Raw genomic sequence first — 23,082 nt, 5'->3', positions numbered from 1 at the left:
CCGCCATGGAACCCCACGCCCAAGACCTCTGGAACCAGGCCGCGCAACGCGCCAATTCCGCCTACGCCCAGGCCCGCCGCAGGGTCACCATCGACCCCATCACCCGACTCGAGGGCCACGGCAAAATCGACATCTTCCTCGACGAACAGGGCGACGTCGAACAGGCCTACCTCCAGATCCCCGAACTGCGCGGGTTCGAAGTCTTCTGTCAGGGCCGACCGGCTGAGGAAATGCCCCAGATCACCAGCCGCATCTGCGGGGTCTGCCCCACCGCCCACCACATGGCCGCCACCAAGGCGCTGGACGATCTGTACCGCGTCGAGCCGCCCCCCGCGGCCCGCAAGATCCGCGAACTGGTCTATCACGCCTTCATGCTCGAGGACCACGCCCTGCACGTTTACCTGCTGGGTGGCCCCGACTTCATTGTCGGACCCGACGCCCCGCCCGCCCTCCGGAATGTCCTCGGCGTGGCCCAAAAGGTCGGACCCGAGATCGCCCGGAGCGTCATCAGCATGCGACGGCGCCTCCGCGACCTGATCAGCCACCTCGGCGGCAAGGTCATCCATCCCGTCCTCGGCCTGCCGGGCGGTGTGGCCAAGCGACTCGACCCGGCCAAACTGCCCGAATTCCAACAGCTCGCTCAGGACGCCCTCGATTTCGCCCTCTTTACCCACCAGGTGTTCCACGACATCGTGCTGAAAAACCCCGCCTACATCGAACTGATCACCTCGGCCGACTACACCCACCGCACCCATTACATGGGCCTGGTCGATGAACAAAACCACGTGAACTTTTACGACGGACAACTGCGCGTCGTCACGCCGGACGGTCAGCCCTACGCCCGCTTCGACGTCCGTCAATACCGCGACTACATCGCCGAACACGTCGAGCCCTGGAGCTACGTCAAGTTCTGCTACCTCAAACCCTTGGGCTGGCACGGATTCACAGAAGGCCCCACCAGCAGCATCTACGCAGTCGCCCCGCTGGCCCGACTCAACGCCGCCGAAGACATGGCCACCCCGCGTGCGCGGGAGGCCTGCCGGGAATTCTTCAACACCCTCGGGGGCAAACCGGTCCATCACACCCTGGCCAACCATTGGGCCCGCGTCATCGAGATGATCCAGGCGGCCGAACGCATGGTGGCCCTCGTGAACGACCCGGAAATCACCAGCGACCAAATCCGGCGCCTGCCCACCGAAAGACCCACGGTCGGCATCGGCGTGGTCGAAGCCCCCCGGGGCACCCTCATCCACCACTACGAGACCGACGAACGCGGCCTCATCACCCGCGCCAACCTCATCGTCGCCACCCAAAACAACGCCGCCCGCATCGCCATGAGCGTGGACCGCGCCGCCAAAGCCCTCATTCGCAAAGGCGACGTCTCCGAAGGGTTGCTGAACCGCATCGAAATGGCCTTCCGCGCCTACGACCCCTGCTTCGGCTGCGCCACCCACGCACAGCCCGGTCAGCTGCCCCTGGTCCTGAACCTCTACGACGCTCGAAAGCGCCTGATCCGACAGATTCGCCGTCCCTGATCCCCTCTGCCCGGCACCGAAAAACCGGGCATCCACAAGCTTTGTCCCCGCGCATCGAGTCGATCCCGCTCTTTCCCTTCCAACGCCTTGCATTTCAACAGCCGGCAAGCCTCCCACATCCCGAACCGTCCACGCCTGCAGCGCGACCCACGACCTCCGTGCCCTGGTCTTGGCCTTGGAAAGCCACCAAAATCACTCTTCCAACACGGCGGAATGGAACCGCGCCCGTTTCTCCTCCCTTCCCCAGCCCCGCGTCCTCCCAGTCTTTCCCTGTGGCCTGCTTGAGGGCCCATGGCCCTCGGTTACGCCCCCTTAACATCCCTGTGCAAGCCCTTAGGGCGCGAGCCTTCACTCGGGCCGCCTACCCCAACGGCTGCTCGGTTGGGCAGACAACCCATCGATGTCGGCTGAGATCAACTCATGCTCTTTACCTTGGGCTCCCCAAACGGGGTTTGGAAAAGACCTACATTCCGCACCGGACGTGCAATTTCTTGATCCGGAAGGGGCTCTCACCCCAGAAAGCGGTCCCCTTTGTGTTGCGTCGCATTCGACTTGTGGCAAACGGTTCGGGACGAACCGAAAAGGATGCGAAATTCCAGAGCCTCACACTTCGCGAGCAAGGCACGGCCAGTCGGCCGGTGGACTGCGCCCCGGACAGGTGCCAACCAGTTGGCACAGCCGACCCCTCGGGTCACTGGCTCGGCAAGCAGCGTTCGTTCTCACCGGGGAAGGGCATTGCCATGGCACACTGTCTCCTGAGCAGAGCTTCTCAAACCATCACCTTTCCGCCCTACCGCGGAGGGCCACATTCGGCCGTCAAAGGTCTTTACACTTTGGAAAGCCGAATCAGCAGGCCAGCCCGGCAAACGTGCCTCAAGTGACGGAACGACACAGGCGAGATGCGTCAAGAGACGTTTTGTCCCGATTTTTCCGGATTTGAACAAGGTCAACTACACGATTTTTGGCGTTTCGCTCGCAGGAGCATTTATCGCGCCACACATGCCAGACCGAAGAGTGTAAAGCACGCCGACAAACTGAGGCCATTTTTCTGGTGAACTTTACAGTTTTGGCGCTTCGGAGCACCGGCCCCGCGTGCCGGCAGCTTGGTCAAAAGCCACAAGTGTCTCATTCTCAGCCGCATTTGCGGAGGCCGGAAATTCCGGGGGCAACAGGCATGGAATATGCTTTTCTGAACCTAGACAAGCCCAAGAAACAAGAGGTCAATCATATGAAAACCCATCCTGTGCGTATCGCGGTACGTGCGAGTCGAGTGACGGGCCTCGCCATAGTCATGGGCGCACTGCTATGCGCGGGACTGAACCTCCGAGCAGTTCCCATCAGGCTGGATACCGCTCCGTATATACACCCGAGCACGAGCGTCCCGGGTAACCCGCCAAATCAGGGCGAAAACGTAGTGTACGCTTGGCTTAAAGACCTGGTTGCCGCGTACAACATCCTGAACGACCCCGATCTTCCGGACCCTGATAGCCCTCCGATCGATGAGCACGAGGAACAGAGCAAAGATGTGACCACTTTAACAATACAGGTCACCGGGACGATGTACCTGACGGTTCATTGGGGCGGACCGCAAGAGGATCCTAACAACGATCATAGCCAAGCGTGGTACTTGGGTGGAAGCCTCACGTCCTTTACCCTCACAGCCCCCGACTATGTGACAACCAACACCCAGGGTAAGAAGAGTGAAGTGGTAATCAAGCACTTTGGCCTGAGCGGTTATCGCGAGTGGGGGGCGAATCGAATCCCAGATGTTGGAGCCACAGTCGCGCTGCTGGGGCTCGGACTACTGGTGTTGGCCGGTCATGCGCGTCAACGCCGATACCGAACGCCATAGCGGAGGGGAAGAGAACCTTGGGCCTTTTGATCCGTCGGCACCGCGCACGTCTCGAAGCGCAGCGAAAGTTCCTTGGATTCGCGGAGGGGCGGTCACCAGAAGGCGGCCGCCCCATTCGCTTTTTGCGGCCCGATCGCATACCCTCATCCGCCGAACGGCAGAAGTTCGATACAAGGGCGGGGCCGCGGCGTCCCAAGCGTTGGACAAAAAGGACCACGCCTCTGGAAAGTGCACGGCCAAGCGGTTGAGGCACTAAAGGCCGGTTCTGAACAGCAACGCTTCTCCACGGCCTGCCAACAGCTCCCCGTCCCACGCAGGCCGTGCCCCAAAAAGGGTGCGGAAGTAAGGCCCCCTGTTCCCCGTAGCACCCGCACAAGTCCTTCATTGGGAAGCACTGTCCTTGGACGAAGAACGATTCTCAACCTCCATCCAGCCGGGCCAACAAAGCACCCATCCCCGCCGCTCGCCTCCAACGACGCCCATTCCCGGCCAGGTTCACGCCCCCTCCAAGCGGTGGTCAGTACACGATTCCAAGCGGTTGCCACGCCCCCCGAAAGGTCGTTCCCAATCGCCTTTAGGAGCCAGTGAGCATTCGACAGCGTGGGGCTTTGGCCCCAACGCTCAGGTCCAGACCGAGGAGTTCACGGCGATTCCGCCTTTTGCGTGCGGGTTCGAGACCGACCAATGAAGCCCGCGAGCCCCAAAACTGTATAGTTCTCCGACAAAACAAGGGCTCGTTTCTGGAAAAGCTTACGCGTTTTCGGATTCTGGCAACCGCCTCGGCGCTCCTTTTTTCTTTCACATATTGCCAAGCGCTTGCGCAACAATGGAGTAGCGGTTTCCAGCTTTAGTGCGCCAGAATCAGGCATGAAAGATGCTACGTGTAGTTGGGGCCAAAGGTTTTGGAACAAGCCGAAAAGCAAGCGAAAGCATGAAATACATGAGAACAACCACCCATCAGAGTCGCCCGCCGGGAGTCGCAATCCTCCTGGGCGCCTTGCTGTGCGCGGCCGCTGCGACGCAGGCGCTGCCCATTCGGTTGGATGACCCGCCACCCTCAGGCGTGCAGAGCGAGCCGAATAACCAAGGTGATGGAACCGTTAGGAATTGGCTCCAAGATTTGGTCAACGGGTACAACAATGCCAACGACCCCGACCTGCCTGCTGTGGCGAACGGCCCTGCGGTAGACGTCACAACGCCGGGATCCCCCACCAGCCTTACAATCAACGTGTTGGGTTACCTTTACCTCACCGCGCATTGGGGACAGGGTCAAACGGCAGACCATACCCAAGCATGGTACCTGGGGGGGACGACTACCTCCTTTACACTGACGGCGCCTGGCCAAAATGGCCGAAATGGCCTCTCCGGCTATCGGCTCTGGAATCCGGTTCGGGTTCCGGACGGCGGGGGTACGCTGGCCCTGCTCGGAATCGGTTTGTTGGCCCTGGCCGGATACGCCCGGCAGCGGCGACTCTGAACCGCAAGCTTCACCGGGCGGAGAGGGATTGGAAACATTCCCATCGGTTGGCAACAGGTCCACTTCGAAGCTCAGCCAAGGTCTTGGAGTCAACGGAGGGGCGGTCACCAAAAGGCGACTGCCCCTGTGTTTTTCCCTCCCCTCCCCACATCCCTGAGTCCTCGGTTAAAGAGGCAGCCGCAACAAAGGAGATCCCGCCGCACCATGGCCGCTCTCGAAAGAGGCCACGTCTCCGAAAAACCACCCTGCCAGGCGGTTGAAGCACAGGGGCGCATTTCTCGACCACCGCGTCTTCGAAGCCCCCGACAACGCCCCGAGCCTGCGCAGCAGACCATGCCCGAGAGGGGTCGAGAAAGAGCCCCTTTTCCAGCGAATCACCGGCGCAATTCGTTGATTTCAGAGGCCGGTGCCTCGACGAAAAGCGTTGTGCAGCGCCCAGCCAAGTTGCTCAGAAAAGCGTCGGCTGAGCCCCCGTGGCCGGCTTGAGGCCGAGCTTGCGGTAGCTGCGCTCCGTGGCCACCCGACCCTGCGGCGTCCGCTTCAAATAGCCCTCCAAAATCAGGTAGGGTTCGTACACCTCCTCGATCGTGTCGGGTTCCTCCCCCACCGCCACCGCCAGCGAATTGATCCCCACCGGCCCGCCGCCGAACTTGACCAGCACGGTCTCCAAAATCCGCTTGTCCATCTCGTCCAGCCCGTCCTCGTCGATCTCCAGAATTGCCAGAGCCCGGGCCGCCACCTCGCGGGTAATCCTGCCGTCGCCCTTGACCTGGGCATAGTCGCGGACCCGACGCAACAGGTTGTTGGCAATGCGCGGGGTGCCCCGGCTGCGCCGTGCAATCTCCAGGGCAGCCTCCGAATCGATGGCCACCTGCAGAATCCGCGCCGACCGCACCACGATCCGCTGCAGGTCCTCGGCGGTGTAGTAATCGAGCCGCTCGCGAATCGGAAACCGCGTCAACAAGGGAGAAGTCAACAGCCCGCTGCGCGTCGTGGCCCCGATCAGGGTAAACCGCGGCAGATTGATCCTCACACTGCGCGCGTTCGGGCCCTGATCGATGATGATGTCCAGCTTGAAATCCTCCATGGCCGGGTAGAGGTACTCCTCGATGGTCTTCTGCAGCCGGTGAATCTCGTCGATGAACAACACATCCCCCGGCTCCAAGTTCGTCAACAGCCCCGCCAAATCGCCCGCCTTTTCGATCGCCGGCCCGCTCGTACACCGGATGTTGGCGTTCATGGCCCGCGCCAGAATGTGGGCCAGCGTCGTTTTGCCCAGGCCGGGCGGGCCGCTCAACAGAATGTGATCCATGGCCTCGCCGCGCTGCCGGGCCGCAGCGACCGTGATCTCCAGCCGCTCCTTGACCCGCGATTGCCCGACAAACTCGGCAAACAGCGACGGCCGCAGCGTCTGTTCCAGCGCCGCGTCAGGCTTGTTCAGCACGTCGGAAATCAACCGCTCGGGCATGCCCGGCAACATGAATCAACCCATCCAACCAAACAAGGGCGAAAACCGCCTCCCTCCGCCGGCCATGAGGGTGTCGGAATCCCAAGACAAACGAAGTCCGAGCTGCCACGCCGACGGCCCGCCAGCCGACCTGGGCAGCTCCGGCTTACTGGATGACCACAGGCAAGTGCGGCTGATTCGGTGAGCCGGGCAGGCCTTCCAAGGCCAAGGTTGGAAGCACACAAATCCAGCCAGCCCCACGACCGGGCCCTGTGAACCTCGGTCTTCTCCGGAACCCTTGCACGAGCCAGTCTGACCCGACCCGAACGGTTTCCCGCGCCACACCACACAGTGCCGGCCAGGAGACTCTCTCGAACCGCACCGGCAAGGCATGCCTCTGCCCGGGCGCTTTCCTCCCGCACCAAGACCGGAAGCATTCGCATTGCCGCTCCTGCCGGGTCAGCCCCTTGCATCCCAGCCTCCGCAAAACAGGCGCGCCGGTCCTCTCGAGTCTTCTCCCGCTTGCCTTCGACAAGCCGATCCACTAAAAGCCGGCCATGGATCTTCACGGGCTGAGCTTCCACGGGGGAGGTCTCCCGCGCCTGGAACTGCCACAGCCCTCCGGGACTCCCCGGATCTGGCTCTTGCGACCCGGGATCAATCGAATCGGTTCAGACCCCGCAAACGACATTTGCCTCGATGCTCCGGGCGTTTCTGCCCGCCATTGCGAGATCGTCGTCGGGGACCAAGCCTGTACGCTCATTGACCTCAATTCCACCCAGGGCACTTGGCTGAACGACCGGCAGATTCAAGCCGCCGCCCTACGGGATGGCGACCGCATCACGGTGGGCACCGTCACCTTCCGCTTCCTGTGGGGAGCCCGTGCCCGGGTCAAGCTGCGACTCCGCACCGCCGACCCCCGGCCCGCCGCGGCGCAAGCCGCTGCTCCGGACATCCCCGAGTCCCCGCCTGCATCTGCGCCGAACAAGGACAGTGCCGCCGCTCCTCCGTTGCCGCCGCCCGTGTCCGCCCCGGCCACCGCCACGCAAGCCGTGTGCGCGCAACACCCGTCGGTGCCGGCCCAATACTCGTGTCCCCGCTGCCGGAGTTGCTACTGTGACGTGTGTGTGGGCATTTCGGACGCCGGGGCCACGGCCACCGCCTGGTGTCCCGTCTGCCGGGTGGCGTGCCTTCCCGTGCCCGGCCCCGTCCCGGTGTCCGCGCCCCACGGACCCGAGTGGCTGCGCGCCTGGTGGCAGACCTTCTCGTATCCGGCCAGTGTCGAAGGCCTGGCCGTCTTGGCCGCCGGTGCGATCCTGCTCTGGCTTCTCCAAATCGCATCGGCCTTCTCCGGAATCGTTCCCATCATCGGGGGGTTGATTTACGTCTTCCTGACACTCGTCTGGGTGGGGATGACCTTTTCGTTTCTGCAATCGGTCATTCGCCAGACCGCTTTGGGAAGTGACCGCATGCCGGATTTGCCCGACATCGGCAATCTTGCCGAGGACCTGGGGACACCGCTTTGGCAATTCCTTTGCCTGCTGGTCTTCGCCATGCCGGCCCTGGTGCTGTCTGTGCTTGGAGAAACCGCAGCCTCCTGGCCGCGGTGGATTTGGATCGTGGCCTGGGCATGGACGGCTTTTTACCTTCCGATGGGTTTGCTGACCCTGAGTTTTTTCAAGACGATCCGCGCCCTCGATCCCCGAGTCGTGGTGCGCTCGATCGTGCGGGCCGGACCGCTGTACCTCGCTTGTGTGCTGTGGCTGGCGAGTTTGGCCGGGGTGGCTTGGGCAGTGATGGCACTGGTGGGGCTGGTCCCCGTGGGAGTGCTCGCGCTTCTTCTGCAGGACTTCGTACTGCTCTATGCGTTGCTGTGTGCCGGACGCGTCCTGGGGCTTTTGTATCGGTTCAGGCAAGAGGACCTGCGCTGGGTAGTCGGCTGAAGGTCCGGTCGCCGAACGCATCGGCAGCAAGACGCCCAGCCCGAGGCCCTGAAAACTCCGGCGCATTCCAAAGCCCGGCCCCTCCAGTCCCGTGGATCGCGTCGCGAATTCCCACGCGCGAAATGCCGAAATGACCGTAGAAGGTCGGGCACAGCCGGGATGAGGCAGTTTTCACCGACAGTTTTCCGCACGGCGACCAGGCGGAAGCGGCTCCGGCTGGCCGGCTCGGAACGAACTGCCGCCGCAGGAAGGAACGTTCAGACGCTTGCCGGGCCCTGGCGCGACGATCAGGTTTCATTGTCCTGTTTGCCCGCGGCGGGGGCGTCCCTCAGAGCCGCAGGGCGCGTGGCGCCGGCCATCTGCCACCGGCGATTGAACGCCACGCAATCGGCATAGCGCACCCCGGTGCCTCCAAAAATGTCCAGCGCCGACCCGATCGTCAGGTCCACACGCCCCTGCCCCACCCGCGTCACCGTCTCCAAATCTTCCAGGGAACGTGCCCCGCCGGCATAGGTCACGGGCCGCGGCGACCACAGGGCCAGCTTTTCGACCAGTTCCAGGTCCACCCCCGCACACTGCCCTTCCACGTCCACCGCATGCACCAGGAATTCCGCACAGAACTCGCCGAGCCTCCCGAAAACCTCCGGCGACAACGCCACGTCGGTGAACGTTTGCCAACGGTTCACCACCACCACGTAATCCGGACCGCGCCGGCGGCAGCTCAAGTCGATCACCAACCGGGAGCGGCCCACCTTGCGCGCCAACGCCCGCAGCCGCTCCCAATCCAGGCGCCCTTCCCGAAACAACCAGCTGGTCACAATGACGTGCGAAGCCCCGGCATCCAGCCACGCGGTCGCGTTGTCCAGGTGAATGCCGCCGCCAATCTGCAGGCCCCCCGGGTAGGCCGCCAAGGCCGAGCGCGCCTCCGCTTCGTTGCCCGGTCCCAACATGATCACATGTCCCCCGGTCAATCCGTCCTGGCGGTACAACGCCGCATACCACGCCGCCGGCCGGTCCGAGACAAATCGCGTCTGCAATCGTTCCGGCGCCGACTCGTCAAGGGTGCCGCCCACGATCTGCTTCACCCGGCCTTCGTGCAGGTCGATGCAGGGACGAAACATGCCCTCAGCTTACCGTTTCCGGGCGGTGAGACAACGCAGCTCCGCGGTCTATCTCGGCCCGCGTTCCAGCCGGGGCACGGCCGCCGACTCTGCCGCAACGGCCGCGCGCCAACGGCTCCGATGCCGTCCATAAGCCAGGTAAATCAGCAAACCGACCGCCAGCCACAGTCCAAACCGTACCCACGTCCGCGCCGGTAACTGGAGCATCAACCACAGGCACGTCCCGAGGGCCCCCAGCGGCACCCACGGCACCCACGGCGTTCGAAACGGTCGCGGCCGTTCCGGTTCCAGGCAGCGCAACACCAGCACCCCCAGCGCCACCACCACAAACGCGAACAGTGTGCCGATGTTGCAGAGTTCCACCATCTCGTCGATGTGCGTGACCGCCGCCACGCCGGCCACGGCCGCGCCCGTCAGCACCGTCGTCACATGCGGTGTCCGATACCGCGGATGCACCCGCGCCGCCCACGGCGGCAACAGCCCGTCCCGCGCCATGCAGAAAAAGATGCGCGGTTGTCCCAGCTGAAAGACCAGGAGCACGGAGGCCGTGGCCACCACCGCCCCCAGGGCCATCACTCCGCGCGCCCAGGCGACGCCCCGTTCCTCGAAGGCCATGGCGAGGGGATCTGCCACATGACTCAGCCGATCCCATCGCACCATGCCGGTCAACACCAATCCCACCGCCACATAAAGCAGCGTGCACACCAACAGACTGCCGAGAATGCCCTTCGGCAGGTTGCGTTGCGGTTCGCGTGTTTCCTCGGCTGCCGTGGACACGGCGTCGAAGCCGATATAGGCGAAGAACACGATCGCCGCTGCGTGGCCCACGCCGGTCCAACCGTTGGGCATGAACGGCGTCCAGTTGTCGGGGTCCACATGCCACGCCCCCACTGCCAGGAACAAGCCAAGCACCGCCAGCTTGACCAGCACCATGCCCGTGTTGAATGCCGAGCTTTCGCGAATGCCCCGCACAAGCACCCAGGTGATCAACGCCACAATGAGCACCGCCGGCAGGTTGAACACCACGGGAATCCCCCACCAACGCGGCGCCTCCGCCAGAGCGGCCGCCTTGTGCTGCGTGGGCAGCGGCAGGGCCGACACATCCTTGCCCTGCGCAATCCAGTCGGCAAGTTCCCGGGCCGCGGCAGCCGCCGAGCGATAGTCCGTACCCAGCCACGCCGGCCACTCCCAGCCCAGGCCCGCCAGCAGACTCTGAAAATAATCCGACCAACTGATGGCCACCGCCACGTTCCCAATCGCGTATTCCAGGATCAGGTCCCAGCCAATGATCCAGGCCGCCAGCTCGCCCAGTGTGGCATAGGCATACGTGTAAGCCGAACCCGAGACCGGTGCCAGCGCCGCCAGTTCCGCGTAACACAGCCCGGCCAGCCCGCAGGCCACCGCCACCAGCAAAAAGGAAACGACCAGAGCCGGACCCGCCCCCACATGATGTTCCCCTCCGGCCGCGGCCGTGCCCGCCGTCGAAAAAATCCCCGCACCCACAATCGCGCCCACGCCCAGAAACACCAACTGCGGTGCCCCCAGCGCGCGGCGCAGCCGCAATGCCTCGGGAATCGCCTCCTCCGCCAGGGCTTCCACCGGCTTGCGCTGCCATAATTGAGACCAGCCCATGTCGGATCTTGTTGGCGTCGTCTCGTGCTCGGACCGTGCGTCCCGCCCCGGCTGGCGATGCTCAAATATCGATCACGGGCCCGCGCCCGCCCCGTGGCCCGGAGGGCGGAGGCCGATCGACCGCACCCGGCGAAGAAGTCTTGTGCACACCCGCCACCCGCCCCAGCAACGCGCTCACCACGCTTATGACCAGCGCGCCCCAAAACGCCGCCCAGAAATCCTCCACGTAAAAATGCGGCCGCATCAGCCAGCTCACCAACCACAGCAAGAGCCCGTTGATCACCAACACAAACAATCCCAGGGTCACCAGCACCAGCGGCAGGGTCAACACCAGCAGAACCGGCCGCACGAACGCGTTCAGAATCCCCAGTAACAAGGACGCCACCAGCACATCCAACGGCTTTTCATAGTGCACCCCCGGCACCACGTAAACCGCCACCAGCACGGCGCACGTCCCGATCAACCAGTTCTGCAGAAATCGTTTCATCACGGGCCGAGGGGCCTCAGGCTCCTTTCCCTGGCACCCCGGGCAAAACCACCAACACCTCGGCTGCGCTGTCCACCGCCAATCTCACGGACTCGAGCGCCGCCGGCAACAAACAAAACCTCCCGGGACGCAGGTCCACCGCCTCGTTGCCGCCTTCCAGCACCAACCGGCCTGCAACACACCCCAGCACGCGACAACCCCCTCCGCCCCATTCCAGCTGCGTGCTTCTGTTCCAGCGCCACACCTCCACACAAAACAACTCGTGCTCGACGAGCGGGCGGCGCCGGCCTCCGTCCCGCGCCTCCCAGCGCTCGGGCAACGGTCCCGGCTCGAAATCCTGAAAGTCCACACTCGCCAACGCCTCCGGCACGTGCAACGGACGGGGCCGGCCGTCCAACCCGCGGCGTCCCCAGTCATAAACGCGATAGGTCGTGTCAGAGTTCTGCTGAATCTCAAAAAGCACCAGCCCCGCACCCAAAGCATGGATCCGGCCGCTGGGCAGAAACACGGCATCGCCGGCGCGCACCGCAAACCGGTGAATGCAATCCGCCACGGTGCCTTCTCGCAGCCGCCGTTCGAACTCTTCCCGCGTCACACCCCGCCGCAGCCCGGTGTAGATTTCGGCTCCGCGCTCGGCCTCGGTGATGTACCACAGCTCGGTTTTGGGCTCGCCCCCCAGCCGCCGCGCCACTTCTGCCGGCGGATGCACCTGCACCGACAGCAATTCCCGCGCGTCCAGGATCTTGACAAGCCACGGAAACCGGTCCCCTGCCGCCGGCGCGAGGTTCCCCAGCAACGCCTCCCGGTGCGCCTCCATCAACCACCGCAAGTCGCGCCCCGCCCAGGAGCCGTTCGCAATCACACTCACGTCCTCCGGTCGGTCGGTGATCTCCCAGGATTCTCCAACCGGCCGGCCCGACAGCAACCGCTTGCCATAAAGCGTCTCCAGACGGCGTCCGCCCCAGACCCGCTCCTTGAATCGCGGCTCGAAAACCAGTGGATAAAACATCCGCTGAGACGCTGTCCTTGCCCTGAAAGCAGGGCCAACGAAGTCAAGACGCGGGAGCGCCCGAACCGGCGACCTGCGTTTCCGCGGCCCCGACCGCCGGCGCGGTCTCCACCGGAGCCGTCAACCGCGAGGGTTGCTGGGTGAACCGTCCGTAAGCCCGGAACTTGGCGTAGCGTTGTCGCCGGCGTTCCTCGCCCGACAGCTTCTGCAGTTCTGCCAGGTGCTTCAACACGGACTGCTTCAGCGCCGCCGCCGCAGCCGCAGGGTCGTTGTGCGCCCCGCCCAGTGGCTCCGGAATCACCTCGTCCACCAAACCCAGCGCCAACAAATCCGACGCAACCATCTTCAACGCCGCCGCGGCAGCCGGAGCCGCCGACCGGTCCTTCCACAAAATCGCGGCGCAACCCTCCGGACTGATCACCGAGTAATAGGCGTTTTCCATGATCAGGACCCGATCCGCCACTCCGATTCCCAGCGCCCCTCCCGAACCACCCTCCCCGATGATCACCGCGACAATCGGTACCTCCAATAACATCATCTCCCGCAAATTGACCGCAATCGCCTCGGCAATGTGACGCTCCTCCGCTCCAATGCCCGGATACGCCCCGGCCGTGTCGATCAGCGTCACAATCGGCAACTTGAACTTGTCGGCCAGTCGCATCAGCCGCAACGCCTTTCGGTAGCCCTCCGGATGGGCGGACCCAAAATTCCGCAGGATGTTCTCCTTCGTGTCCCGACCCTTCTGCGTTCCGATCACCATCAACGGCTGGCCGTCCAGCCGCGCAAACCCGCCCACCACCGCGCGATCGTCCGCAAACAGCCTGTCCCCGTGCAGTTCCTCGAAGTCCGTGAACGCCAGCCGCACGTAATCCAGCATGTACGGGCGCTTCGGATGCCGCGCCAGTTGCACCCGTTGCCAGGGCGTCAAATTGGCGAACACCTGCCGGCGTGTCTCCGCCAGCTTCTCCTCCATGCGGCGGATCTCTTCCTCGAAGCCCACGTTCATCCCGTGCGCTTCGGCGTGCCGACGCAGCTCCTCCAGTTTGGCCTGCAACTCCAGAACAGGTTTCTCGAAGTCCAGATAATGTTTCATGGACTCCCCAACACTAGGACCGCTTGCACCCTGTGGCAACGCAGAAACACCCCTGAGCCTGCTGTCCGGCGCATTTGCGTCATCGAGGACCGGCCTCCAAGATCCGGGGGAAGTGCCCGCGGCAAGTCGCTTGTCCGCTCCATCGGGACGGAATTCACCAACCCAGGGTAATGCCCTGGGCACCGAAACGCCCCAGCGGATCGCGCCCTGAAAGGGCAGAACCCGGCCCGGGCATTGCCTGCGATTCGCAATGGGGTCGTGGAGTCGTGCCTTTCAGGCCACGGCGGGTCCTGCGGGCTGAATCCGCGGGGCGTTGCCCCGGGTTGGCAGATTGCATGCCCCGTCGGCACGTGGACGGGTTCGCAGGATCTCCGCCGCCGGTCACCGGAGCGAACCGAAAAAGTCAAGCAACCAGCCCAACAGGATCAAGGTCAGCAACCCCACTCCCACGAACCACCAGAGCCATCGTACGCCCGCCGGGCGAAGTCGATCCCATCCCGGTGCCTGCGTGCCAAACTCCCGCCGAACGTATTCGTCGTAGTCGAACGGCTCCTCCCCCGGCGCCTCACCCGTCCACGCCTGCGTCCAGCCGGTTTGCTCATCCGCGCCGCATTCCGGACAAACCCGGGCTTCGGGGGATAACCGGCACCCGCAACAAGGACAAACCGGCGGGGCCATTCACACGCTCCTTCGAGTCCTGCAGCCGGGACAGCAGGTGGGGAATGCCCGACCTCAGCCGGCCCCCGCGTACTCCTCGTCCGTCCGCAGCACCAGCTCCATCAGGATGTAATCGTGCTTGATCCCCTGCATGTCCTTCACGTGGTCGGGGATGCGCACCAAATGCGTGAAGCCCAGGAGCGCGAAGAGCTTCATGGCCGCCTCCTGCTCCCCGATGAATTCCGCTTCCACCTTTTCCAACCCCAGATTCCGTGCCACCTCGACGATCTCCGACACCAGGGCCCGCGCCAAACCGCGCCCACGGAACCGCGGATGCACCAGCACGCTCACCCGGCCCACATGCCGCTTCCATCCGCCCAACTGCTGATGCAACGTGGCATCCCCGACGATCCGACTGCCCGCCAGGGCAAGCAACGGAAAGTTCCTGCCGTAATCGATGTTCTGACACCAGTTGCGGATCACGGCTCGATCCGTCACCCGGTGCTTGATGAACATGCGCTCATGCTCCGGTACAGCCAGAAAGAACTCGTGAAAGGCCGGCTCGTCAGTGCTCTGCAACGGCCGCAGCACCACCTCCGTGCCGTCTCTCAACGTGATCGTTTTCGGGAATTTCTGAAGTTCCAGTTCCAGTGACATGGTCGTTGGCCCGTTCTTTTGCCCCAGTATGAATCCCTGTGATGACCCGCGCAAGTTCCCTGCAAGCACCGCGCCCGCGTGCACCGGGGCGTCCCTCAAGCGTTCTCTCCCGACCGGCACTCCGCCTGCACCCATTGGAGGTAGCCCTCCATGCCAGCATTCACCGGGCACACGAGGAACTCCGGCGTTTCGTAGGGATGCTCCTTCCGAATGAGCTCTTCCAGCTGGCCCAGACGTTTGCGCACCGTCTTGCAAATCATCAAAACCTCATCGCTTCGTTGCAGTTGCCCCTCCCACCAGTAAAGGGACTCGATCGCCGGCGCTAGGCTCACGCACGCCGCCAGCCGGGCCTCCACCGCCAACGCCGCCAGACGTCGGGCCGTCTGCATGTCCGGCACCGTGATCAGCACCACCACGACATTCCGGGTCGCTTGCATCCTCGCCTCCCATCGCTGCTCCGCAGCGCCGCGATCCCTTCCCCCGAGCACTCCACCGGTCGGCCCCCGCAACCGCCGCGCTCGCCGAGCATCGCCATGCTGCCATTGCCATTCCGGCCGCGCAACTTCTCCGTCCGGCCCCGTTGCGCCATCCCTCCGCATTCCCCGTGCGAGGCGCTTCAGACCAATCCTTCCGCGCACCCGCATCATCCGTCCCGCATCGCGGGCATCGCCTCATGAAACGACCGCGTCACCCACAGGAAAGGATCAAACACATCTCGGCGCGCAGTGAATCATCTCGAAGTTCAGTCCCGGGGGTACGCCCTTGCGTCTTGTGGCCCCCCGCCGGGCAGCGGCCCTTCGTAAACCCACCTCTGGGATGCAGCGATCGCCCATAGGGCCCCGGACGCCGCGATCCCCTTCCCCAACCGCGTCGTCGTCCCGAGGAGCTTTTCCCGCGAAAAGCGCCTGCACCCGCGATTCGCGCCCCACGACAGCGCCCGCCAGACGGCCGCGCAAACCGGCAGGAGCCCTGGGACCATCGGACTGTGCTTCCCCTCCAGACGAGAACCACGAAGAACGGTCGCCGCACCGCAGCTGTTTGCCGGCCGGGGCCTGCACGTTCCTCCATCAGGCACGACCCCCGGCATCCGCTCCTGCCGGATCGCCACGGCGAATCCATCCGGGCCCGTGCCGCTGAAGCCAGGGAGGCAATCCACTTTCGGTCAGCCTGGGACATCCGGGAGGCGAACCTACGGGGACAAAAAAATTGGAGCGGGTGAAGGGAATCGAACCCTCGTCTCAGGCTTGGGAAGCCCGCGTTCTACCATTGAACCACACCCGCAAGCTCCGGGACCTCTTATACCACACGCCAGTCCGGCGGGCAAGACCCTTTCATGCAGGGTTCGGAACGGTGCACTTCCGTTTCCGAGCCCGGCATTCGCGAATCCCACGATGGTGCCTCTCTCGCTCGGCTTTCATGCGCCGGGGACGCCCGAAACCCCGCGAGCTGTCAGCCCTGACCAAAACCTGAAACGCGCCGGACGGCGCATCTACAGCGCCGGCGGCACTGCCACCGTCAAGGCGCCGGGCGGCCATCCTCCGAAGCAGCTTCTGCGTTTTCCATTCCCACAAAACTCCGGGGGCCGGAAAGTGTCCCGCCCATGGCGCGCCGCCGGTTTGGCCCAACGGGGCGCAGATGAACCAGCCCCCGCGAGCGGCCCGATCAAAACCGGACGACCCGATCGCGGACGAAAGCATCGGTCCATGGCGCCCCCAACATCGCGTGAGGCGGGGACGTCAATTCATCCGCCCTCGCCAGCACCTCGGACGGGCAGACAATCAGCATTCGCCCCGCTTGGATGAAGCGGGATTTCGGCCGCACCACCACGGATCCGGAGGGCGTACCGAATCGAAAGGTCCGGCGTCAGGAGGTTCGGGTGTGATTCCGGGCGCACTGGCAGAGTGAGAGCCGTGAAGGTTTACAATGTGGACTCTGCGGTCCAGGGTCCACTTGCGGAACCGGACCCGGTGGTGGCGCCGCGGCAGCCCCATCCAGCACTACCTGCCGGGCTGGGGGTCAAAACAGTGCCGGCGACCAAGGCGCAGCATCGAAGGAATTCCGTGCTGGGGAGTCAGCCGCGGTGGATTGCGCCAGACGCGGCCCGCAAGCAGAGCGCGCAAGGTGTCGGAGTTGCACGGGCGCACGACAAATCGGCCGGGCGATCGACGCGGGTCGGAGAATTCCGAAGCGCGCGCAAGGACTCTTCAGCTGGATCCGGCTGCCGGGCCGCTTTCGCTGTGTTGGATGGTTGTCGCACTCCACGACGCGCGACCCACCTGGAATCGATCTGCTCTAGTTTGAAAACGCCCAGCCTATAGCGACCCGGGTATCAAACACGCGATTGTGCGGCCCTCAAGGCTCACATTAACGCAAAGACTTCTCTGCTCACTCTCGTTGCGAAACCAAATAGTGCCCCAGTTTGCGGTATCCGCATTTCTGACCACATACACGTCGGGACGCCCATCTGGAGCTTTGGTTCGGCCATCTTCAACAGGTATCCCATGATGCGGATCACAACCCTGCTTTTCTAATGCTTGCCGGGCCATTCGCAGCGCTACGTGCCGCTCCAAGTGCATCGCCGGCTTCTCGAGGCTCCCCGCGTGGCGGCCGACGGTGGTAGCCCGCTTCAACGCCAGGTCACAAACTCTCGGGAACACTACAACCCCGCATGTACCAGTCCCAACCAGCAGACGCCATACCCACTGCTTCCCCGTTCGACACCACGGTGCGTCTTTCATCCGAAAGCAGTGCACAAGAGACCGCAGCGTCTTGGCGCACTCCGAGCCCAATGCCTGCCGTTATAACAGTACCCATGGTAATCCTTTTCGAGCGGAGCCTCCTGAAGACACTGCCACATTTCGTTATCGGTCGCATCTGCCACCTTTTTACCCTTTGCAGCGCCATGTTGAAGCTCCAAGCCACCTTTCCAGCATGTATTGCGCCATCTCGGTGGGTATCTTCTTCTAAACGTGCCTTTGCCCCAGCCTTCGCATTTGGGTCATTGCACCCGATGCCCCGCCGCTTGCCGTGTGCGTCGTATCCATAATCCAAGTAAACATGCCCAGAGAAACGATTCGCAATCTCAAGAATGCAGCGGTCCCAGCACGTGCCCCCCCTCTTTGTTAATGTCGCGCGTACAACGTTGAATCCCGGAAACGGAAGGGGGCCGCGTGGGTTTGTGCGGAGGCCACCGGCGTTCTGCCAAAGCAGGTTCTTGACCGAAAGGCCGCAGAGCCCATATCCCCGATCCAGTGGAACGCCCGCACGATGTAACTGCAAACGAATATTCCCAATGCTCTGGAGATGGAACGGTTGGTCGGAGTTCTGGAAATCGAGCAGCTACGTCTAAGCCGTCGCGGTCAATGGAAAACAGCGGATTGTTGTAAACGAGCCCATGGAGACTCCTGGCTCCACGTTCCGCGATGGGTTTTCTCGTCGGCCACCTGCCAAGGCTGGGACTCTAGGCGCGATATTCCTAAAGCACCAGTTCGGTTGTGTCGTCCGTCCGTTTGGTGCTGAAACGGAAGACATTTTCTGTAGCTGTTTGACCCGTTACACGAATCGGCTCCCCAAAAGGACCGTATTCGTAGCGGGCGGCTTCCCACACATCGGCCGCAGCGATCGGTGAAACACTGTTGCCGTTGCCGTCGCAGGTCACAAAATGCGTCCCCGAAGCCAGACCACCGGCCAGCCGGACCCAGAGCAGGCCACCACCGACGCCACCGGCACCGTCCATTGTGCCACTCAAGTCAAGGCCCCACACGTAGCTGCGCACCAGCGCATGGTTCGTGGCGCCGAGCTCGACCACGTGTCGGCCGAAAGGCGCTGGATCGCTGACAAACTTCACGTCTTCCGTCACCACCCAGACCCCGTTGCTCAATACGTAGCTCGTCTGCCTCGTGCGCCGGCCCAATGCATCGTACGCCCAGTCCACCCGACGCCAACCGGCCCGATCCGCCGCCCCGTAGCTCTTCACCCGCACCAACCGGTTCTCTGCGTCCCAGGTGTAGTTCCAACGCCCGTCGCTGGTCAGGTTGCCGTCCGCATCGTAGCTGAAGCTCTCGGGCGTCTTGGGCACAAACACCTGGCCCGTGATGTTGCTGACCACGTATTGGCCAGAACCAACCGGCAGCACCGCCACGTTCGTGATCCCCAGCCAGACGGGATTGGCCGAATTCTCCACCGCCAACTCCGCCCGGAAATAACGCCTCTTGCGATGGGTCGGGTTCGTGTTCACCGACACGCTGGCCGCATTCGTCGCCTCGCCCAAAATGATTACGGAGCCAGGGAATGTCTTGCTGCCAGGTTGGCTGACAGATCTCGTCATGCGCTGACGAACAGTTCAAACTCAATCTGATGTCGGTTAACAAATTTCTCCCGCACTCTGCCGCGAAGACGCGGCGTCTCGGGCGATGCGGCACCCGGCTGCACCTGTGCTGCCGTTTGGGATCGGCATCTGCTCTCCCGCACGCCTTCCGCATCGTTCGCCCATCACGACCAACGATGCGCAGCGCGGCAGCACACTCAAACCAAAAAAACAATTCGTCCCGACCCCGTCACGGGGCGAACGACATCGGATCAGGACTGCTTTTTCCGGAAAGACCCGGGCCTGGGACGCCAAGAACCCCGGGGGGCGCCTGTGTTCCCAACACCGCCCACCGACGCAGCGCTGTCGACCGTGCCAGCGAGTTGCGTCGCCCGGGATTCTTTCCCAACCTTGCAACGGCACTGCCACAACAGCTTACTCCCAGCGTTCGCTCAGCACTCTGACCAGCTCATTTACGTACTGGCGCACCTGGGTGGGCGTGCCCGTTTGCAACAGTGCCCGAAACTCGGAAATCCACTCCCGTGCTTCCGTCTCGCTCATATCAGTGAGCTCCAAAGCCCGCGCGAAGAGGTTCGCATCTGCAGCTACCCCGCCGTACCTGTAACAGAGGTAGCGAGTAGACAATCGACAAATCCCCAACTGCTTCTCAGCCGCCTTCTTCCACTCGGCTGGCAACTCCTCCACGCCGTACTTCTTGAGCAGTCGCGAGTAGTCTGTCTCCTCGATGGTCGTTTTGTACGCCCAACGGGAGTTCTTCCACTCGCGCTTGATGCGCCCGTTGGAGACGTCAAAATACATCAACTCGCAGGTCGCCACCGGAGGGAACGCGACCACGATTACGATGAGTGCCAGGCACACCACACCCGCAGCAATCGCGACAATCCTGCATACACGCCTGCTCATGAGCCCGTTCGACTGCATAGCCTGTCAGCCATTCTCTTGTCAGATCGGAAATGTATCCAGTTCTCCTTGTCTATGTGCATCAAGCTTTCAAGCGCGTGCGCGTTGTTATATGGATTCGAGAAGTCCTCGTCCTCTGTCCCCTGCCCATGCGTGATTTCATGAAACATCGTCGAGTCTTTCTCATCGGAGCTTTGGTGGAACCATCCGTTGTCCAAAGTGAGTGTATCGTCGTACCACGGAACGGACGAGTTCCAGTAGTCTGCCATAATGTTTCCCGGGAAATCCGCGCGGTAGATTTCCAGATTCCTGCCCGGGTCTTCGATCTCACTGACCATGCCCTCCAGGATCCGCTTGACGTGTTCGAGATTCTTGATGAGCTTCCCGTACGCAGGACAAGGACACAGCTTTGACAGCTTGCGGATGTTGTCGTCCATCTGCTTGATCAACGCCAAAGCCCTCTGCTTGACCCGCGCGATTGAGTTCAAGATGGCCTGCTTCTCTGCGTGAGTGAAAATGTCTTCCCACTCGTATTCGTACAGCGCGAGTCGATCAAATGCGCTCAGGGGATGATTGCCGATGCCCCGGTAGAGATTACTGCGCGCACTGCGCACACCACCAGATGGCCGCCCCACAAGTGCAAAGCCCACTTCCGCAATGGGATCGCGGCTGAGCCACCGCCCCGTACTGGGCGAGTAAACGCGGTATTCGTACAGGACCAGGTCGGTTGTGTCGTGCGTCCGCTTGGTCGAGAAACGGAAGGGGTTTCCCTTACCCATCGGGCCGGTGAGGCGAATCAGCTCGCCAAACGGACCGTATTCGTAGCGGGCGCTCTCGGCTCCATCTAGCGCAGCGATCAGCGCACTAATGTTGCCGTTGCCGTCGTAGGCGCAGAAATGCGCGCCAACAGAAGGGCCGGTGTACTGCTTCACCCACAACAATCCGCCCACGCCACCGGCGCCGTCCATCGTCTCGCTCAGGTCCAAACCCCAGACGTAGCTGCGCACCAGCGCATGGTTCGTGGCGCTCGACTCTGCAACGTGCCGGCCGAACCAGACCGGATCGCGCACCAAGTTCAGGTCATCCGTCACCACCCAAACCCCGTTGCTCAATACGCAGCTCGTTTGCCTCGTGCGCCGGCCCAATGCATCGTACGCCCAGTCCACCCGACGCCAACCGGCCCGATCGCTCGCGCCGTAGCTCATCCCCCGCACCCGCCGGTTCTCCGCGTCCCAACGGTACACCCACCGCCCGTGCCGTACAAGGTTCCCATCCTTCTCGTAGCCTAAAAGCTCGGGACTCTCCAAGACCAACTTTTCGCCCGTGATGTTGCTCACCCCGAAGTGGCCCGAACCAACCCGCACCATCGCCACCCTCGTGATTTCCAGCCAGACGCGATTAGCCGCATTGTCCATCGCCAGTTCTGCCCGCAAATCGCGGTGCTTCAGGTAGGCTTGGTTCGTGTTCACTGACACGCGGGCCGCGTTCATCGCCGCGCCGAGCCCGCTCCCACACCCTCTCCGCGTGCGGGTGGTTAGTTGTCTGGCAAAGATCACCATGGCTGGCAATCAACTCACATCGAACGGAGGCGGATTCAACCAATTTCTCTCGCACTCCGTTGGGGCAGGACGCAGCGCGAGGCGGTGGCACGGACGGCGGAGGCCAATCTACTCCGGCGCCGCCTGAGTACTGCCAGATCCGTTCTACCGCTTGCCAGGACAGGTGGAAATGTTCCTATAGTTTTCACCTAGATTGCTCGATCAGGTCCGCCAAAGCTTTGTCCGCCTTCCTTTTCTTTTCCTTCAGCTCTTGGAGTTTTTCGGACGCAACTGGATGCACAACATGGTTCGTTGTTCGGATGAACCACTCAAACTCGTCAGTCTCAGGATCAAACACCACAAAGGTTTCATAAAAGCCGTCCTGGTCTTCATCGGATTCCACCGCAACAGTCCTCCCGTTGACCCTGAACGCTCTCGTTCTCTTGCCATCCTGAGTCATCTCCAACATGATGCACTTGCCGCCACGATACGTTCTTTCAACCGACAGATTCCTCTCCGGAAAACTTTGCTTCTTCGTTGTGATCTCCAAAACCCCTGCCGCATGCACCGACAGCAACACAGCGGCTACACAACTCAGCATCGGTCCCAGCGTTTTCATGGCACCTATTTCTTCTTGGACGGCTGCGGTTTCTTCTGGTTCTTGCCGCCTGCAGGATTCTTTCGCATGAACTTGCCCAACTCACAGTCTCCACAGCTCAACATGCATCGCGCAACCAACCAGGTTGAAATGTTGCCGTAAAACGCGTCGCAAATGGTGTGGCAATCGAAATCCGAAGGAGCATCTCCACATTTGCACGCATCGTTGTACCTCTTCACAGCATGTTTGAGTTCTTCCGACTGCGGAACGCTGGGCGGGATGCTGATGCCCTGGCCAGGAGGAATGCCCCTCGCCAGTCCTAGCGGGTCCAAGTTGATCGCCGGGTCGTTTCTGACGTACGCGTATAAGTTTGGGCCGTCGTCAGCAAAGACGTCGTCCTCTCCCGATTCTGTTGCGCCGCGTAGCGTTCTAAACCCGAGTTCACCCAACGGGTCTGTGCTCAGCCACCTCACCAAGCCCGGTCTACAGGCACGATACTCATAAAGTACAAGCCCCATGCCCGGGTCCATCCGTTTGATACTGAACCGGACGGGGTTGAAGGCGGCGGCGGGGCCGGTGGCGCGCAAGGGCTCGCCCAAGGGGCCGTACTCGTAGCGCGCGGTCTCCGTACCGGTGGTGGCACAAACCAACTGCCAGACGTTGCCGTTGCCGTCGTAGGTGACGAAATGCGTCCCGGACGCCGGACCGCTCGTCACGCGCACCCAGAGCACACCACCCGCACTATCCAGCGTCTCGCTCAGGTCCAGGCCCCACACGTAGCTGCGCACCAGCGCGTGGTTCGTAGCGTT

Annotated in this window: 18 protein-coding genes and 1 tRNA gene; 4 read left to right on the top strand and 15 right to left on the bottom strand. The window is 62.8% G+C overall.

Annotated elements, in window-relative coordinates; translation table 11 throughout:
• The first annotated feature begins 5 nt into the window (after positions 1-5).
• From ACPDIT_RS14455 to ACPDIT_RS14445, 3 genes are all read left to right on the top strand, one after another.
• Positions 6-1,535: a Ni/Fe hydrogenase subunit alpha gene (locus tag ACPDIT_RS14455; RefSeq protein ID WP_423444661.1), complete on the top strand. Its 1,530-nt coding sequence runs from the start codon at positions 6-8 to the stop codon at positions 1,533-1,535.
• Positions 1,536-2,709: 1,174 nt separating this feature from the next.
• Positions 2,710-3,387, top strand: coding sequence for a VPDSG-CTERM sorting domain-containing protein (locus ACPDIT_RS14450; protein ID WP_423444659.1), 678 nt, complete (start codon positions 2,710-2,712; stop codon positions 3,385-3,387).
• Between the two features lie 940 nt (positions 3,388-4,327).
• Positions 4,328-4,864, top strand: a complete 537-nt coding sequence (locus ACPDIT_RS14445; RefSeq protein WP_423444657.1) for a VPDSG-CTERM sorting domain-containing protein — start codon at positions 4,328-4,330, stop codon at positions 4,862-4,864.
• Positions 4,865-5,312: 448 nt separating this feature from the next.
• Here ACPDIT_RS14445 and ruvB read toward each other — a convergent pair whose 3' ends face one another.
• Positions 5,313-6,332: a Holliday junction branch migration DNA helicase RuvB gene (gene ruvB, locus ACPDIT_RS14440; RefSeq protein ID WP_423444655.1), complete on the bottom strand. Its 1,020-nt coding sequence runs from the start codon at positions 6,330-6,332 to the stop codon at positions 5,313-5,315.
• A gap of 536 nt (positions 6,333-6,868) precedes the next feature.
• On the opposite strand from ruvB, the gene ACPDIT_RS14435 reads away from it, so the two are divergent.
• Entirely contained in the window at positions 6,869-8,254 is a 1,386-nt protein-coding gene (locus tag ACPDIT_RS14435; RefSeq protein ID WP_423444653.1) for an FHA domain-containing protein, read from the top strand.
• Between the two features lie 287 nt (positions 8,255-8,541).
• Here the strand turns inward: ACPDIT_RS14435 and hisA are convergent, their stop codons facing one another.
• From hisA to ACPDIT_RS14365, 14 genes are all read right to left on the bottom strand, one after another.
• Entirely contained in the window at positions 8,542-9,375 is an 834-nt protein-coding gene (hisA, locus tag ACPDIT_RS14430) for a phosphoribosylformimino-5-aminoimidazole carboxamide ribotide isomerase (protein ID WP_423444651.1), read from the bottom strand.
• A 48-nt stretch (positions 9,376-9,423) separates the two neighbouring features.
• Positions 9,424-11,007 carry an amino acid permease gene (locus tag ACPDIT_RS14425; protein WP_423444649.1) on the bottom strand — a complete coding sequence of 528 codons (1,584 nt, stop codon included), beginning with the start codon at positions 11,005-11,007 and terminating at the stop codon, positions 9,424-9,426.
• Between the two features lie 61 nt (positions 11,008-11,068).
• Complete coding sequence (locus tag ACPDIT_RS14420; protein WP_423444763.1) at positions 11,069-11,494, bottom strand: phage holin family protein; 426 nt, start codon at positions 11,492-11,494, stop codon at positions 11,069-11,071.
• 16 nt (positions 11,495-11,510) lie between these two features.
• On the bottom strand, positions 11,511-12,503 hold the full coding sequence (locus ACPDIT_RS14415) for a type I phosphomannose isomerase catalytic subunit (RefSeq protein ID WP_423444647.1): 993 nt from the start codon (positions 12,501-12,503) through the stop codon (positions 11,511-11,513).
• Positions 12,504-12,546: 43 nt separating this feature from the next.
• Positions 12,547-13,596, bottom strand: coding sequence for an acetyl-CoA carboxylase carboxyltransferase subunit alpha (locus ACPDIT_RS14410; RefSeq protein WP_423444645.1), 1,050 nt, complete (start codon positions 13,594-13,596; stop codon positions 12,547-12,549).
• A 381-nt stretch (positions 13,597-13,977) separates the two neighbouring features.
• Complete coding sequence (locus ACPDIT_RS14405) at positions 13,978-14,274, bottom strand: hypothetical protein (protein WP_423444643.1); 297 nt, start codon at positions 14,272-14,274, stop codon at positions 13,978-13,980.
• A 54-nt stretch (positions 14,275-14,328) separates the two neighbouring features.
• A complete protein-coding gene (locus tag ACPDIT_RS14400; RefSeq protein ID WP_423444641.1) occupies positions 14,329-14,910 on the bottom strand; it encodes a GNAT family N-acetyltransferase in 582 nt (193 codons plus the stop codon).
• A 95-nt stretch (positions 14,911-15,005) separates the two neighbouring features.
• Positions 15,006-15,347, bottom strand: coding sequence for a divalent-cation tolerance protein CutA (gene cutA / locus ACPDIT_RS14395; protein ID WP_423444639.1), 342 nt, complete (start codon positions 15,345-15,347; stop codon positions 15,006-15,008).
• 770 nt (positions 15,348-16,117) lie between these two features.
• Positions 16,118-16,191: transfer RNA gene (locus ACPDIT_RS14390), tRNA-Gly, on the bottom strand.
• A 2,194-nt stretch (positions 16,192-18,385) separates the two neighbouring features.
• Positions 18,386-19,237, bottom strand: a complete 852-nt coding sequence (locus ACPDIT_RS14385; protein WP_423444637.1) for a hypothetical protein — start codon at positions 19,235-19,237, stop codon at positions 18,386-18,388.
• Between the two features lie 414 nt (positions 19,238-19,651).
• The gene (locus ACPDIT_RS14380; protein ID WP_423444635.1) at positions 19,652-20,140 is read right to left on the bottom strand and encodes a hypothetical protein; all 489 of its coding nucleotides are present in this window, start codon (positions 20,138-20,140) and stop codon (positions 19,652-19,654) included.
• Positions 20,137-21,627, bottom strand: a complete 1,491-nt coding sequence (locus tag ACPDIT_RS14375) for an RHS repeat domain-containing protein (protein ID WP_423444633.1) — start codon at positions 21,625-21,627, stop codon at positions 20,137-20,139. The genes ACPDIT_RS14380 and ACPDIT_RS14375 overlap by 4 nt, the downstream gene beginning before the upstream one ends.
• 253 nt (positions 21,628-21,880) lie before the next feature.
• Positions 21,881-22,294 carry a hypothetical protein gene (locus ACPDIT_RS14370; protein ID WP_423444631.1) on the bottom strand — a complete coding sequence of 138 codons (414 nt, stop codon included), beginning with the start codon at positions 22,292-22,294 and terminating at the stop codon, positions 21,881-21,883.
• A gap of 5 nt (positions 22,295-22,299) precedes the next feature.
• Positions 22,300-23,082 (bottom strand): RHS repeat domain-containing protein (locus tag ACPDIT_RS14365; protein WP_423444629.1); only part of this gene is annotated, 783 nt, incomplete at its 5' end.

Origin of the sequence: Limisphaera sp. VF-2 (assembly GCF_049537125.1) — a bacterium.
Lineage (GTDB): Bacteria > Verrucomicrobiota > Verrucomicrobiia > Limisphaerales > Limisphaeraceae > Limisphaera.
This window is presented reverse-complemented; position numbering and strand designations above follow the sequence as displayed.